Annotated in this window: 13 protein-coding genes; 8 read left to right on the top strand and 5 right to left on the bottom strand. The window is 47.4% G+C overall.

Annotated elements, in window-relative coordinates:
- Positions 1-151: 151 nt before the first annotated feature.
- Positions 152-601 carry an SRPBCC family protein gene (locus BM359_RS09810; RefSeq protein WP_054490187.1) on the top strand — a complete coding sequence of 150 codons (450 nt, stop codon included), beginning with the start codon at positions 152-154 and terminating at the stop codon, positions 599-601.
- 83 nt (positions 602-684) lie between these two features.
- Here BM359_RS09810 and BM359_RS09805 read toward each other — a convergent pair whose 3' ends face one another.
- Complete coding sequence (locus tag BM359_RS09805; protein ID WP_054490189.1) at positions 685-1,320, bottom strand: hypothetical protein; 636 nt, start codon at positions 1,318-1,320, stop codon at positions 685-687.
- A gap of 34 nt (positions 1,321-1,354) precedes the next feature.
- Between BM359_RS09805 and BM359_RS09800 the strand changes: the two genes are divergently transcribed.
- The gene (locus tag BM359_RS09800) at positions 1,355-1,696 is read left to right on the top strand and encodes a YnfA family protein (protein WP_054490191.1); all 342 of its coding nucleotides are present in this window, start codon (positions 1,355-1,357) and stop codon (positions 1,694-1,696) included.
- 27 nt (positions 1,697-1,723) lie between these two features.
- Here the strand turns inward: BM359_RS09800 and gorA are convergent, their stop codons facing one another.
- Both gorA and BM359_RS09790 read right to left on the bottom strand, forming a co-directional pair.
- The gene (gorA, locus tag BM359_RS09795; RefSeq protein ID WP_054490193.1) at positions 1,724-3,076 is read right to left on the bottom strand and encodes a glutathione-disulfide reductase; all 1,353 of its coding nucleotides are present in this window, start codon (positions 3,074-3,076) and stop codon (positions 1,724-1,726) included.
- 138 nt (positions 3,077-3,214) lie between these two features.
- On the bottom strand, positions 3,215-5,515 hold the full coding sequence (locus BM359_RS09790; RefSeq protein WP_054490195.1) for a S9 family peptidase: 2,301 nt from the start codon (positions 5,513-5,515) through the stop codon (positions 3,215-3,217).
- 135 nt (positions 5,516-5,650) lie between these two features.
- Between BM359_RS09790 and prlC the strand changes: the two genes are divergently transcribed.
- Positions 5,651-7,693 (top strand): oligopeptidase A, encoded by a 2,043-nt coding sequence (prlC, locus tag BM359_RS09785; RefSeq protein ID WP_054490197.1) that lies wholly within the window; start codon positions 5,651-5,653, stop codon positions 7,691-7,693.
- A 35-nt stretch (positions 7,694-7,728) separates the two neighbouring features.
- Here prlC and BM359_RS09780 read toward each other — a convergent pair whose 3' ends face one another.
- Together BM359_RS09780 and BM359_RS09775 are read right to left on the bottom strand one after the other, a co-directional pair.
- Positions 7,729-7,950: a DUF2970 domain-containing protein gene (locus BM359_RS09780; RefSeq protein ID WP_054490200.1), complete on the bottom strand. Its 222-nt coding sequence runs from the start codon at positions 7,948-7,950 to the stop codon at positions 7,729-7,731.
- Positions 7,950-8,252 carry a hypothetical protein gene (locus BM359_RS09775; RefSeq protein ID WP_054490202.1) on the bottom strand — a complete coding sequence of 101 codons (303 nt, stop codon included), beginning with the start codon at positions 8,250-8,252 and terminating at the stop codon, positions 7,950-7,952. The genes BM359_RS09780 and BM359_RS09775 overlap by 1 nt, the downstream gene beginning before the upstream one ends.
- Before the next feature lie 135 nt (positions 8,253-8,387).
- On the opposite strand from BM359_RS09775, the gene rpe reads away from it, so the two are divergent.
- From rpe to BM359_RS09750, 5 genes are all read left to right on the top strand, one after another.
- Positions 8,388-9,062 carry a ribulose-phosphate 3-epimerase gene (rpe, locus tag BM359_RS09770; protein ID WP_054490204.1) on the top strand — a complete coding sequence of 225 codons (675 nt, stop codon included), beginning with the start codon at positions 8,388-8,390 and terminating at the stop codon, positions 9,060-9,062.
- A 10-nt stretch (positions 9,063-9,072) separates the two neighbouring features.
- The gene (gene trpS / locus BM359_RS09765) at positions 9,073-10,080 is read left to right on the top strand and encodes a tryptophan--tRNA ligase (protein WP_054490206.1); all 1,008 of its coding nucleotides are present in this window, start codon (positions 9,073-9,075) and stop codon (positions 10,078-10,080) included.
- An 8-nt stretch (positions 10,081-10,088) separates the two neighbouring features.
- Positions 10,089-12,137 (top strand): bifunctional diguanylate cyclase/phosphodiesterase, encoded by a 2,049-nt coding sequence (locus tag BM359_RS09760; protein ID WP_054490208.1) that lies wholly within the window; start codon positions 10,089-10,091, stop codon positions 12,135-12,137.
- A gap of 1 nt (position 12,138) precedes the next feature.
- Positions 12,139-12,720, top strand: a complete 582-nt coding sequence (locus BM359_RS09755) for an anthranilate synthase component II (protein ID WP_054490210.1) — start codon at positions 12,139-12,141, stop codon at positions 12,718-12,720.
- Positions 12,721-12,788: 68 nt separating this feature from the next.
- Complete coding sequence (locus BM359_RS09750; protein ID WP_054490212.1) at positions 12,789-13,955, top strand: HDOD domain-containing protein; 1,167 nt, start codon at positions 12,789-12,791, stop codon at positions 13,953-13,955.
- Positions 13,956-13,957 lie beyond the last annotated feature (2 nt).

Genomic DNA, 13,957 nt, shown 5'->3' with positions numbered 1-13,957 from the left:
GTGTAATTGAAGCGGCCCTGTTAATTATTTGTTGACTAATTTGTAACAGATTGTGAGAGTAAAACGGTTAATTTGGAATTTTCTGTCGAAATTCAAATCACCTATTCGATTAGTTGAAGCCATCTACTCATTTATTTAATGGAGGAAAGCTATGTCGAATACGATTCGCTTACATCGAGTTATTAAGGCACCGGCGGAGCGCATTTATAAAGCGTTTTTAAATTCTGATGCTCTGGCCAAATGGCTACCACCACACGGCTTCACGGCAAATATTGAGAGACTAGACGCTCGTGTTGGTGGCACTTACAAAATGTCATTTACGAACTTTTCTACGGGGAGTAGCCATGCGTTTGGTGGTGAGTATCTCGAGTTAGTGCCGAATAAAAAGCTGCGCTATACCGATAAGTTTGATGCCCCGGATCTGTCAGGCACTATGATAACCACGGTTGAACTTAACAGTGTGTCATGCGGGACAGACTTAAACGTTGTTCAGGAGGGTATTCCGAGCGTAATTCCCAGTGAAGCTTGCTATCTAGGCTGGCAGGAGACATTAAGCCAATTAGCACAGCTTGTAGAACCCGATATTCCGGATGATATGTAGATGTTGAGCGGCTTAGCCGCTCTTTTTTCCAGATAGTCATCAGAGATCTGGTACTGCAGTAAATAATGCATAAAGCTTTTCGTTTAAGGTTGTTTCTCTTGTGTGCATCCACTGTAAACTTCAGCATAAGTCTGGCCGAAACAACTGATAAACTTATCCACAATATTTAAGTTAAGTGGCCAGTCTATTTCGATAGGGTTTCCGTCAGCGTCTTTCGGATTAAAGTTTTCCGGCTTCGGAACCGCAGCGAGTTTTTCTCGGTGTATTCTTAGTTTTTCCATGTCTGACTGCAAAAAAGCAATGGTCGCGGCGACATAATGATTCCAGCCTGAAATATCCCTTTGTACTGGTTTCTCAGCTTGTTCCATAAGTTGAATAGCTTGGCGGTATTGCCCTATTTCCGCTCGAAGTTGCCCTTCGTGCCAAACAAAGGTTCTCTTAGCGCCAGCAGAAACTTCATTGGTTGTATAGTAGGTACGGATGAGATTGGCTGCGACTTCAAGGCAGTCATTATTTTTAGCAACTACTCGCCAACCGTTTTCAAAGTTCTGATCAAACTCGCGAGGAGACAGTTCCATCATTGCTTTTTCGTTATAGGTGCATGACTGTTGCAGTCTATTCTTGTCCTCTGCGAAGCTTAAAGGTGAGGCAATAGTTGCTAACAGAAAACTCAAAAATAGTGAGCCCCGAAGAGTTAGCTCACTTATAGTAGACTGCATAATGTCATTCTCCCGCTAAATTAAGGTTTTGAATATGTCCCTTTTATTAATAGCCAAAACGCTCGGACTGTTTTTTATAACCGCTATTGCTGAAATTATAGGCTGCTACTTACCTTACCTGTGGTTGAAAAAAGATGGAAGCGCATGGTTATTGATACCTGCGGCAATTAGTTTGGCGCTGTTTGCCTGGCTTCTTACTTTGCATCCGGCGGAAAGTGGTCGCGTTTATGCAGCTTATGGAGGTGTGTATGTGGTTACTGCACTGCTCTGGTTAAAGGCTGTGGAAGGGGCGTCGCTGTCTATGTACGATGCTGTGGGTGCTGCTTTTACTTTAACCGGTATGGCAATAATAGCCGCCGGTTGGAAAGCCCCCTGATTCATTCAGAAGGCTTAGAGTCGCAGACTAGCGAAGCGTGACAAACTCCTCAGCGCTGGTCGGGTGCAGAGCTACAGTCGAGTCTAAGTCAGCCTTTGTAGCCCCCATTTTCAGAGCAACGGCGAAGCCTTGTAAAATTTCATCCATGCCTTCGCCAATGCCGTGAATGCCAACCACTTTTTCCTCTTTACCGTGGCAAACCAGCTTAAAGTAGCTGAGGGCGCGGTGCGGAGTGACGGCATTGTACATAGCCGCGAACGAAGACTTATACACGGTAATGTTGTCTTCACCGAATTTCAGTTTTGCGTCTTCTTCGCTTAAACCAACAGTGCCAATGGTTGGATGGCTGAATACAACGGTTGGAATGTTTTCAAAGTCCATGTGTGCGTTCGGCATGTTGTTAAATAAGCGTTCTGCGAGTAGGCGTCCAGCTTTTATGGCAACAGGTGTGAGCGCGGCTGCACCGGTGTTATCGCCAACAGCGTAAATGCCCTGTACGTTTGTATTCTGGAATTTATCGACATTAATGAAGCCTTCGTTATCCAGTTCAACACCGGTGCATTCCAGGTTGATGTTGTCAGTGGACGGCACGCGGCCTATAGCCCACACCAGACAGTCTACGCCGTCCATGGTTTTGCCGCCTTCAAAGTGCAACGTTAAGGTACCATCGTCCTGCTTAATCACTTCACGAACGGTGGTTTCTGTATGAAGTTCAGGACCATCCTGCTTCATGCGTTCCAGCAAACCATCAGTAATGTCTTTATCGAAGGTGCGCAGTGGTCTATCACGACGTACCAGTAAGTGTGTGTCCGTTCCTAACGCGTGGAACACACCGGCAATTTCAACGGCAATATAACCAGCGCCAACGACAGCCGCTTTTTTAGGTTGCTCTGTTAATGCGAAAAAGCCGTCAGAGTCGATACCATGTTCAGCGCCCGGAATTTCAGGGATCATCGGGCGTCCGCCGGTGGCAATGGTAATATGGTCCGCAGTAATTTCTTCACCGTTAACTTCAACGGTTTTGTGGTCGACAAACTTGGCAAAGCCTTCAATAAATTCAACGCCGTTGCTTTGGAAACCACGGTGATAACCGCCATGAATGCGCTCTATGTACGCTTCGCGATTATGAACCATGGTTGCCCAGTCAAAACCTTTTTGTTCAAGGTCGAAGCCATAGGACGGCGAATACTTGATAGCTTCTGCAATATGAGCGCCATACCACATGACTTTCTTAGGTACACAACCCACGTTTACGCAGGTACCGCCAACGAATTTTGCTTCAATAACGGCGGCCTTTGCACCACGAATGGCGGCACGGTTGGCTGAGGCAATACCGCCACTGCCGGCACCTATCGCCAGATAGTCATAATGTCTGCTCATACTGCTTAACTCCTGTGCTTAATTCAAAAACTGCGCATATCTTGAATAAAAACCCCGTATCTTGCAAATAAAGACACGGGGTTGTCATGTTTTTAATACCGATAGTGGCAATCGAAAGATCAGTTTACAGCACTGTTCTTAACGACCACCTGCCGGTAAGTTTTCTTTGACGAACTCGGTCATCATGGTGCGCAGGTGCAAAGTGGTGCCTTCACCCTCGTAAATACCATGCGAGCGGTTCGGGTAAGCAAAAAATTCAAATTGCTTACCGTGTTTAATCAGTTCGTTAACTAAGCGCTCACTGCCCTGGAAGTGGACGTTGTCGTCGCCTGTACCATGCACTAACAATAAGTCACCTTCCAGATTCTCGGCGTGTGTAATTGCCGAGGTCTCTTTGTAGCGCTCTGCTGATTCCGGCAATAACCCGGAGTAACGCTCCTGATAAATGGTGTCGTACAAGGTTAAGTCGGGTACTGGTGCCAGCGCCATGCCCATGTTGTAGGCGTCCGGATAACGGAAAAGCGCATTCAGGGTTTGTGAACCACCGCCACTGTGTCCCCAAATACCAACACGGCTTTCATCAATAAAGTCCCAGCGTTCCAGCATTTGTTGCAGTGCGTCGTACTGGTCGCGTACGGTGACAACGCCCAGGTTTTTGTAGATAGAACGGCGCCAGTCAAAGCCGCGTGGTGACTTAGTGCCCCGGTTATCAATGGAGGCAACAATATAGCCCTGTTGTGTCAGCATGGTGTGCCACAAATACAACGAGCCACCCCATTTATTGGCCACAGTCTGTCCCCAGGGTTCGCCGTAAACGTAGAACAAAATAGGATATTCTTTGCTCGAGTCAAAGTCGGTTGGCTTCATGATGTAGCCATCCAGTTCAAGGCCGTCGCGCGCCTCAACACGGAAAAACTCAACCGGTTGTTTCTCGACGTTTTCGACCGCTTTTTGGGCGTCAGTGTTATCGACGACCGTACGAATAACCTTATGGTCTGGCAAAGAAATCATCTTGGTTACAGGCACCTGATTCACAGAGTGAAAGGTGTGCTCTGCGTATTTGGCGTCTTGCGAAATACTGTAGCTGTGAGTACCTTCCATATCTGGCGTCAGACGTTCTAAGCGACCACTGCCGTCTAGGCTGGCGCGGAACAAATAACGCTCTAACGGTGTTTCAGGTGACGCAATAAAGTAGACCCAACCGTTATCTTCGTTGACACGCAGCACTTCAACAACGTCCCAGTTACCGCGGGTAACGGCGGTGGTTCTGCCCGAGTCGCGTTGCACACGGTAAATATGGCGGTAACCACTGCGCTCGCTTAGCCAGGTAAATTCGCGACCATCATTTAAAAAGTGAATGTCGTCTACATACTCGGCCCACGAGTCGGTATTTTCCCGTAACAGCTCCTGACTCCGACCCGTTTCAATGTCACTGATAAAGGCGCGGTTAATGTGTTGTTTGCGAGTCAGTTGCTGAATTAACAGCTGCTCGCTGTTCCCGGCCCAGTTCATACGCACCAGGTAATGTTGACGCGGATCACCTGGAATATCCATCCACTGAGTTTTACCGCCGCTGGCTGGCATAACGCCAATGCGCATGGCAGCGTTGGTTTCACCCACTTTCGGGTAAGGAAACTCTTTAAGCGTAGGGTACAGCTCGTCGGTGTTATTAATCATGGTGAATACCGGCGTACCCTCTGTGTCCAGCTGCCAGTAAGCAATGTGCTTGCCATTGGGGCTCCAGCGGAAACCGTCACGCAGGAAGAATTCCTCTTCATTCACCCAGTCGAAGGTGCCGTTTACAATGGTTTCGTTACCGTCACTGGTCAGGGCATTAATTGTAAAGCTGCGAAGGTTCTGCACGTAAATGTTGTTCTGCATCACATAGGCGACTTTGGTGCCCTGCGGGTTAAACTTGGCAAACTGAAGGGTCGACTCGGGAGCATTACCGCCGAGCTTTCGCAGTTCGTTGTTGCTGCGGTCTAGTACCCAGTAGTCGCCTAAAGTGTGAGTACGCCATGAGCGTTTGGTATTGGTGAAAATTAATACTTTGTCGCCATCGTCGGACCAGACGTAGTCAGCAATATGCAGTGCTTTATCTCTACCCTGTGGCGTAAGCTGCTCGGCGCTGACTAACACGGTGCGTTCGTTAGTCTCCGGATGATAGCGCACAATATCGCGACCATCGGCTGAATCAGATTGTTCCAGGGTGGTGTAACCTGAGCCGTCTTCCAGCCAACGCGTAGGGGCGGGGCGATCAATGCTAAAGGTGTCGCTGGCAAAGATCTTTTCAGGTGTGAGCTGGCTAGTGCCGGTAACTTCAGCCGGTTTAGATTCATCGTCTGGTTGTGTGCCACCCAGGTTACTACAGGCACTTAAGGTGATAATGGCCGTAACTGCTGCCATTAAACGCAAAGAGCGAAAAGAGGTGTCAGACATGACATTTACCTTTATTCTGATTTATTAACGATTTGATAATACCGTAAAAAACGCAGGAAACCACATAAGCGTGGTTGAAGACTAGCCTAAAGCCCCAATATCCACTGTAAGCATTTTGAAAAAATTGAGGTAACAATGAGCCGTAATCCGTTATTAGAAAAGAGCCAGCTTCCTGACTTTGAGCAAATTAAACCTGAGCACATTCAGCCAGCTTTGAAAGAGTGCATAGAGCATGCCCGGCAGACGATTGATGACGTGCTTGCGAGAGGAGATTTCAGCTGGAACGGCTTAATTGAGCCTTTAACCGACGCTGATGAAAAGTTAGAGCACGTGTGGGCGCCGGTGTCGCATTTAAACTCGGTTGTCAGCACGCCTGAGTTGCGTGAAGCCCATGACAGCTGCCTGCCGTTGCTGTCTGACTATGCAACTTATGTTGGTCAGCACAAAGGCTTGTTTGATGCCTACGAAACGCTGCGTAACAGTGATGAATTTGCCGAACTGACCGAAGCTCAGCAGAAGCTCATTAACGATACCTTGCGTGACTTTCGTTTGTCGGGTGTCGATTTACCCGCGGACAAAAAGAAACGCTACGCTGAAATTTCTTCTCGCCTATCTGACTTGTCGTCGACGTTCAGCAACAACTTGCTGGATGCGACTCACGCCTGGACTTGCTTAATTACGGACGAAAGTCGCTTAGCCGGACTGCCTGACAGCATTAAAGAAGCGGCGAAAGAAACAGCGGCCGATCAGGAAAAAGAAGGTTGGTTATTTACCCTGGATATCCCCAGTTACTTGCCAGTGATGCTGTATGCCGAAGACCGGGAGCTTCGCAAGGACATGTATCAGGCATTTGTAACCCGAGCGTCAGAAACTGGGCCTAACGGTGGTAAGTTCGATAACTCGGCAGTGATGGATGAGACCCTGGCTTTGCGCCATGAAATGGCTAAGTTGCTTGGCTTTAATGACTACGCCGAAATGTCGCTAGCAACAAAAATGGCAGAGTCACCAGAGCAGGTATTGGGCTTTGTGAAAGACTTAGCTGACAAGTCGATGTCGCAGGCAAAAGAAGAATACGCTGAGGTGGAAGCCTTTGCCAAAGAGCAGGGCGTTGAGAAAATGGAAGCCTGGGACGTGCCGTATTTCAGTGAGCAACTGAAGCAACAACGCTACTCCATTTCCGATGAGTTACTGCGCCCGTACTTCCCGGAACAACAAGTGTTAAATGGTCTGTTTGAAGTGGTTAAGCGCTTGTTCGGCATGACGGTGAGTGAGCAGAAAGACGTGAAAACCTGGCATGAGAATGTGCGCTTTTTCCGCATTCATGACGCCGATGGTCACTTGCGTGGCAGCTTTTATTTAGACTTGTATGCCCGCCAGGGTAAACGCGGCGGCGCCTGGATGGCGGACTTTGTTGGGCGTCGGGTTCATGCCGACGGTGAGCTACAAAACCCTGTGGCGTTTTTAACCTGTAACTTCAGTAAACCAGTGGGTGGTAAGCCTGCGCTCTTTACTCACGACGAAGTACTGACGTTATTCCACGAGTTTGGCCATGGTCTGCACCATATGCTGACACAGGTCGATACGGCAGGGCTTTCTGGTATTAACGGTGTTGAATGGGATGCCGTAGAGCTGCCAAGTCAGTTTTTAGAGAACTGGTGTTGGGAGCCGGAGGCACTGGCGCTTATTTCTGGTCATTATGAAACCGGCGAACCATTACCACAGGAACTGCTGGATAAAATGCTGGCGGCACGTAACTACCAGTCGGCGATGCAAATGATGCGTCAGTTAGAGTTCTCGTTATTTGATATGCGCATTCACCACGAGTTTGATGAAAGCAAAGGCGCGCATATTAGCGAAATTTTGAGTGAAGTTCGCGAGCAGACCTCTGTACGTATTCCGCCGGAGTACAATCGGTTCCAGCACAGCTTTGGTCATATCTTTGCCGGTGGTTATGCTGCGGGGTACTACAGCTACAAATGGGCGGAAGTATTGTCGTCAGATGCATTCGCACGCTTTGAAGAAGAAGGCATTTTCAGTGCCGCAACCGGGCGCGACTTCCTGCAAGTTATTCTGGAGCGCGGCGGCAGTCGTAAAGCTGCTGACTTATTTCAGGAATTTCGTGGTCGCGAACCCAGCGTCGAGCCGTTGCTAAGACATAGCGGCATTAAAGCTGCGTAAATGAAGTGTCATGCCGTAGCCTGGTGTTATTTACGTCAGGCTACGTTCGCCATCACAATATTGACGAGGCCAACTAAACCAAGTACAAACAAAATGGTAAGAATAACGCCAATGATTATGTAGGCTTTGGGGCTTCCGTGCTGGAAGTCGCGTTGGCGGTTTTTTTCAGTTTGCACACCCAGAAACGCAGCCAGGACACTTACAACCATACTGACAATGCCGAGCTTAGGTGCTTTGTTATCGGAAGAATCTGACATTAATCGGTGTATTCGTTTTGGTAACGTTTTTTGCTGCTATCGCTTGAGCTTGAGATTAACTCAACCAAATCGAAAAAGTGGAACTGTACCGAACGACTGTCACCGGTTAACCAACTAAACCAGGTAACTTGCTCTGCTGCTAATTGGCACTGAGTTGAATTACTGTTTTGTTCGGATTCAGTCATAAGTTGTTGGCATTTTTGGGTAGCATTTTGTTGGGCCATAAGAGACGACGGGCTCACCAAAGCAAATGCGGTAAACGCAGCTAATGCCAGTGAAGTAATCATTGTGAGTAGTCGCATAAAGCCTCTCCAAAATCTAGATTGACCAATTTATCAGCGATTTTGTAAAAATTCTAGTCATCGATGCGAATTTTTTTGTCCGGGGTTAACTGCTACAATAACGCTCTTTTTTAATCAAGGTCGGGAAAACGAACGATGAAACCACTAATTGCGCCATCTATACTGTCGGCAGACTTCGCCCGTTTAGGTGAAGAGGTAGATGCGGTATTAAGTGCAGGTGCCGATGTTGTACATTTTGACGTTATGGATAATCATTATGTCCCTAACCTGACTATCGGGCCTATGGTTTGTAAAGCGCTGAGAGACTACGGTATCAAAGCGCCCATCGACGTACATTTGATGGTGAAGCCTGTTGATCGGATTATTCCTGACTTTGCAGAAGCCGGTGCTTCCATTATTACTTTCCACCCAGAAGCTTCCGATCACGTTGATAGGACTTTGCAGCTCATCCATGAAAGTGGTTGTCAGGCTGGGTTGGTTCTAAACCCTGCGACGCCGCTGCACTACCTTGATCATGTAATGGATAAAGTCGATGTGATTTTGCTGATGTCAGTAAATCCGGGCTTTGGAGGGCAGTCATTTATTCCTTCAACTCTGGATAAGTTGAGAGCTGTGCGTAAACGTATAGAAGAGAGCGGTCGTGATATCCGTCTGGAAGTCGACGGTGGAGTTAAGGTTTCAAATATTGGTGAAATTGCGGAAGCTGGCGCGGATATGTTCGTTGCGGGTTCAGCTATTTTTAATACGGATGATTACGCCAGTGTCATCCAGACAATGCGCGATGAAATCGCTGCGGTAACAGGTTCGTAGAGGAATAAGAATGTCTAAACCAATTGTATTAAGTGGTTGTCAGCCGTCAGGGCAGTTGTCTATTGGTAATTACATTGGCGCACTACGTCAGTGGGTGAATATGCAGGATACTCACGACTGCAAGTTCATGCTGGTTGATCAACACGCAATTACCGTGCGTCAGGAACCTGAAAAACTGCAGCAGGCAACACTGGATGGTCTGGCTTTGTATTTAGCCTGCGGCCTGGACCCTGAGAAAAGTACCGTTTTCATTCAGTCGCATGTTCCAGAACATACTCAGCTGGCCTGGGTTCTCAATTGTTACACGCAAATGGGTGAGCTCAACCGCATGACGCAGTTTAAAGATAAGTCTCAGCGTCACGCTAATAATATTAATGCGGGACTGTTTACCTACCCGGCGCTGATGGCGGCAGACATTCTGTTGTATCAGGCAAACGAAGTGCCGGTTGGTGATGACCAGAAGCAGCACCTGGAAATGACACGCAATGTGGCCGAGCGCTTTAATAATCTGTACGGCAATATTTTCACCATTCCAGAACCAATGATTCCAAAAGTGGGTGCGCGAGTCATGTCGCTGCAGGAGCCGACTAAGAAAATGTCTAAGTCGGACGACAATCCAAATAACTTTGTTGGCTTACTGGAAGAGCCGAAGAAAATTCTGAAGAAAATAAAGAAAGCCGTTACCGACTCCGATGAACAGGCACGCATTTACTTTAATCCTGAGGAGAAGCCTGGCGTTTCAAATTTACTCAGCATTATGTCCGCAGCTACCGGTAAATCAATTGACGAACTGGTTCCGGAATATGAAGACAAAATGTACGGACATTTAAAAGTCGATGTAGCGGAATCAGTGGTTGCTATGCTTGAGCCTATTCAGCAGCGATATCACGAAATGCGTAATGATCAGGCGTTCTTGCAGCAAGTTATGAAGCAAGGTGCTGATAAAGCACGTGAAGCCTCAGCAAAAACTTTGTCAGATGTTTATAAAGCGGTAGGTTTTGTACCTTACCCTGGGTAATCGTCATTATGGTGAGTGAGTCTCCGGAACAGCGCGAAAAAGAGTTGTTAACCAGCGTCGAGACCATGGCTAACATTGGTAGCTTTTGGTACGAACCGGCGACGGAACACCTATATTGGAGCCGCCAGTTAAGAGAGATTCACGGTATAACCGACAATGAGCCCATTAATTATGAAAAAGCGATGGCGTTTCATTTACCTGAGTACCGTGAAAACATAAAACAGCTTGTTGCACAGAGTCTGGAGTTCAATAGAAGTTGGTCAGCAGAGAGTTGTCTGGAAGACACCGCTGGTCATATTCACTGGGTGAGCATTACCGGAGTGACTAAGCAAGTAGAAAGCGGTGAGACGGTTCTGTTTGGTGCGATTCAGGATGTAACTGAAAAAAAACACCGGCTGCAGCAATTGCAGGAACAGACGAGCGCACTTCGCAGTACTCTGGATAATTTAATTGACGCCGTTATTACAATTGATAGCAAAGGTATCATTACTAACTTTAGTGCTCCGGCGGAGCGGATGTTTGGATACAGTGAAGCTGAAGTTAAAGGTAATAATGTCAGCATGCTCATGCCTGAGCCCTACGCGAGGGAACATGATCGTTATCTTGAAGCCTATCAGGAAACGGGTCGGGCGCGTATTATCGGTATTGGTCGAGAGGTTCAGGGTAAGCGTAAAAACGGTGAAGTATTTCCCATCGATTTAGCGGTAACCGAGGTGAGCCGTGCCGGAGAAGCGCAGTATATTGGTGTTATACGAGACATTACCGAGCAAAAGGAAAACGCCCGTAAGCTGGAATACCTGGCCAATTTTGATGAGCAAACGGGCTTGCCGAATCGCCACCGCTTTCTCGATTTGGTAGAAAAACGCCTGGAGAGTAACCGGCCAATAGTCGTTGCTGCGGTCAATATGGACTATTTTAACCGAGTAAATACTATACATGGGCACGAAGAAGGTGATCGTGTTATTCAGTTAATCGCACAAAGACTGAGAGAGACTATTGGAGACTCGGGCTGGATAGCAAGAGACCTTGGAGACAGGTTTTGGGTGGGAGTCATGCGTGACTCTACGCAGGCTGGTCTGAAGGTTATCAGAAAACTGCATGACGCTCTGCGTGAGCCCTTTAGAACGAAATTTCAGACACACTATTTAACGGCAAGTATTGGGGTCGGTTTAAGCGGCGGCGATGAGAATGCATCCGAGCTACTGTCTCTGGCTGATACAGCCACCTCTAATGCGCGTCATAACGGTCGTGACCAAATTGCGGTTTACGAAGCGGAAATCTCTGAGTCAGTTGTTGCCGACGCTAAAACCGAGGTTGCTTTGCGAGCGGCCTTAGGTAAAGGGCAATTTGAATGTTGGCTTCAGTCAAAAGTCGATACCCAGGGCGTTATTCGTGGTGCAGAAGCTTTGATGCGTTGGCGTAACGAGAACGGTGAACTTGTTTCCCCCGCTCAGTTTATTCCGGTAGCAGAGCGCTTACAGCTGATTATTCCAATGGCCAGAGAGCTACTGCAGCAGGTAGCCTTTACATTGAACAGGTTAAAAACGCAGGGGCTGGATGACAATATCGCTGTTAATGTGAGCCCGGTTGAGTTTTTGCAAAGTGACTACGTGGAAACCGTACAGAAAATTTTTGCGGAGTATGATGCGCCACTGAGCCAGTTGACGATGGAAATTACTGAAAACCTACTTTTAGCTGATGCCGAAAAAGTGCAGCAAACTATGTCCCGTCTTGCTGAGCTGGGCGTTGTGTTTTCAATTGATGACTTTGGTACCGGCTATTCTAATTTATTGAGGATTCAGCAGTTACCCATTACTGAATTAAAAATAGACAGAGAATTTGTTCAGCTCGCGGAAGTGAATGAAAAACACATGGGCTTGCTAATGGCGATGTTAAACATGGCCCGTTCTTTGTCGGTTTCCTCGGTAGCAGAAGGGGTAGAAACCGCTGAGCAAGTTAAATTGCTTGGCGAAAATGGTGCTGATTTATTGCAGGGCTTTTACTTTGCAAGACCCATGCATTATGAAACCTGGCTGAATGAGCGGTTGCCTCAGTAGCATGATCGTACTAATTGATAACTTCGACTCATTTACCCACAACCTGGCTCGCTATTTCCGTGAATTGGGGGAAGATGTTGTTGTTTTTCGTAACAATGAAATAACAGTTCCGGGCATTGAAGAACTCTCTCCGAAAGCTCTTGTGATATCTCCCGGACCTTGCACACCCAACGAGTCAGGCGTGTCTTTGGCGGCTATTCAACACTTTGGAAAGAAGCTTCCGATACTGGGCGTTTGTCTTGGGCACCAGGCATTAGCTCAGGTATTTGGCGCCAAAGTTGTCCGCGCCGAAAAAGTGATGCATGGAAAAACGTCGGTTATTCGACACACCGGTAACGGACTGTTCCAGCAGTTAGACAATCCTCTTGAAGTGACACGCTACCATTCGTTGGTCGTTTGCCCGGCCAGTTTGCCAACAGATTTCTTAATTGATGCCGATACAGAGAGCGAACGGGGAACGTTGGAAATTATGGCTATTAGGCATAGGGACTTACCTTTATTTGGCGTACAGTTCCACCCAGAGTCGGTAATGACAGCTCAGGGTCATAATTTGTTAGCGAATTTTTTACGTTATATACGATAATCAGTAAGTAGCATTTGTGGAGTTTATTCAACATAATGCTGCCGCAGTTCAGTTAATATAGAGGTAGTATGTTCCACTTTTTTGCGGGTACGACGGAAGGCGGTAGTAATGACCCGGCCCTGCGTTTAGAAAAGCGCTTTATCAACTATTTGATAAGTTTTCCGTTTGCGCGCAAAGCTCGTTCAAAGGCTGACGGTACCGACGAGGAAGACAAAGAGCAGTTACGTAAACTGTTGGAAGTGGAGCGTCTGAACTATGAAGAACGTGATCGTAAGGCCCAGGCGCGGCAACGTTATGCTGACCGTATTTCTGACGAACTGCATGAAGAGATCTACCACCGCGCATTGAAAACGATAGATGACGGCGATTACATTCGCGAACGTCTGATACCGCTTCCTGAGAAACTGCCAGAGCTACTGGATACCTTAAGTCTGAAAGCCGCTTCTATGCGCCGCATTGAGTCAGTGGTGCAAGGTATGGACTGGTTTCACACAGGGTTGCTTCGAACGGTCAATCAACCTCCTTTTATCGATCGCAACAAGCAGGTAAAAATAGATAACTTACGTGTTGCCATGAGTTTTGTGGGAACCGAAAACCTGCGATTGTTAGCGCCCGCGTACATCATGCAAAACTGGCTGCCTCCGGCAGCGCAACCTTTCATGTTGTTCCGTCGTAAAATTTGGGAACACTCTTTGGGGACGGCTATTGCTGCGCATAACATTGCGGTAGAGCGTAAACTGCGGGATCCGGTACTTGCTTATACTATTGGCATGTTCCATGAGCTTGGGAAAATAGCGTTAACCAAACTGTATCTTCGCTTATTCGACGACGTGCAACGTGAATTTGCGATGCAAAGTGTGAACGATAAATCACCTGAGCGGCATAATACGATTGTAAAACTGACTCCGGATGAACGCTTTTTACGCGACTTAATGTTGGAAAAGGACAAAGACGTCAGTTACCTGGTGGCTGAAGGCTGGGGTTTGAAACGCGTTCCTGTTAGTAAACACCTGTTAGCTTTCACTCAAAGTCAGACCGCAGAGAATGAATCTGATTACGCGCAAGCTCTGGCGCAGGCAAACGCCTATTGTGAATTCAGAATGTTAAGAGAAGTGGACTTAGCCAGCCTGGAAGAAGGTAAACACCTGTTGAATAAGTACTCGATAACAGCAGACACCATTGCACGCTTAAATAATGTGAGTTTAAAGCGACCGCCTATTGTTGTGCCGGAGTAAAG

Origin of the sequence: Idiomarina abyssalis, assembly GCF_900116625.1 — a bacterium.
GTDB classification, from domain to species: Bacteria; Pseudomonadota; Gammaproteobacteria; order Enterobacterales; family Alteromonadaceae; genus Idiomarina; species Idiomarina abyssalis.
This window is presented reverse-complemented; position numbering and strand designations above follow the sequence as displayed.

Coding starts and splice junctions, on each gene's coding strand:
- prlC (WP_054490197.1), top strand. CDS start 5,651: ATGAGCCGTAATCCGTTATTAGAAAAGAGCCAGCTTCCTGACTTTGAG.
- BM359_RS09810 (WP_054490187.1), top strand. CDS start 152: ATGTCGAATACGATTCGCTTACATCGAGTTATTAAGGCACCGGCGGAG.
- BM359_RS09775 (WP_054490202.1), bottom strand. CDS start 8,252: ATGCGACTACTCACAATGATTACTTCACTGGCATTAGCTGCGTTTACC.
- BM359_RS09755 (WP_054490210.1), top strand. CDS start 12,139: ATGATCGTACTAATTGATAACTTCGACTCATTTACCCACAACCTGGCT.
- BM359_RS09790 (WP_054490195.1), bottom strand. CDS start 5,515: ATGTCTGACACCTCTTTTCGCTCTTTGCGTTTAATGGCAGCAGTTACG.
- BM359_RS09750 (WP_054490212.1), top strand. CDS start 12,789: ATGTTCCACTTTTTTGCGGGTACGACGGAAGGCGGTAGTAATGACCCG.
- BM359_RS09800 (WP_054490191.1), top strand. CDS start 1,355: ATGTCCCTTTTATTAATAGCCAAAACGCTCGGACTGTTTTTTATAACC.
- BM359_RS09760 (WP_054490208.1), top strand. CDS start 10,089: ATGGTGAGTGAGTCTCCGGAACAGCGCGAAAAAGAGTTGTTAACCAGC.
- trpS (WP_054490206.1), top strand. CDS start 9,073: ATGTCTAAACCAATTGTATTAAGTGGTTGTCAGCCGTCAGGGCAGTTG.
- BM359_RS09780 (WP_054490200.1), bottom strand. CDS start 7,950: ATGTCAGATTCTTCCGATAACAAAGCACCTAAGCTCGGCATTGTCAGT.
- rpe (WP_054490204.1), top strand. CDS start 8,388: ATGAAACCACTAATTGCGCCATCTATACTGTCGGCAGACTTCGCCCGT.
- BM359_RS09805 (WP_054490189.1), bottom strand. CDS start 1,320: ATGCAGTCTACTATAAGTGAGCTAACTCTTCGGGGCTCACTATTTTTG.
- gorA (WP_054490193.1), bottom strand. CDS start 3,076: ATGAGCAGACATTATGACTATCTGGCGATAGGTGCCGGCAGTGGCGGT.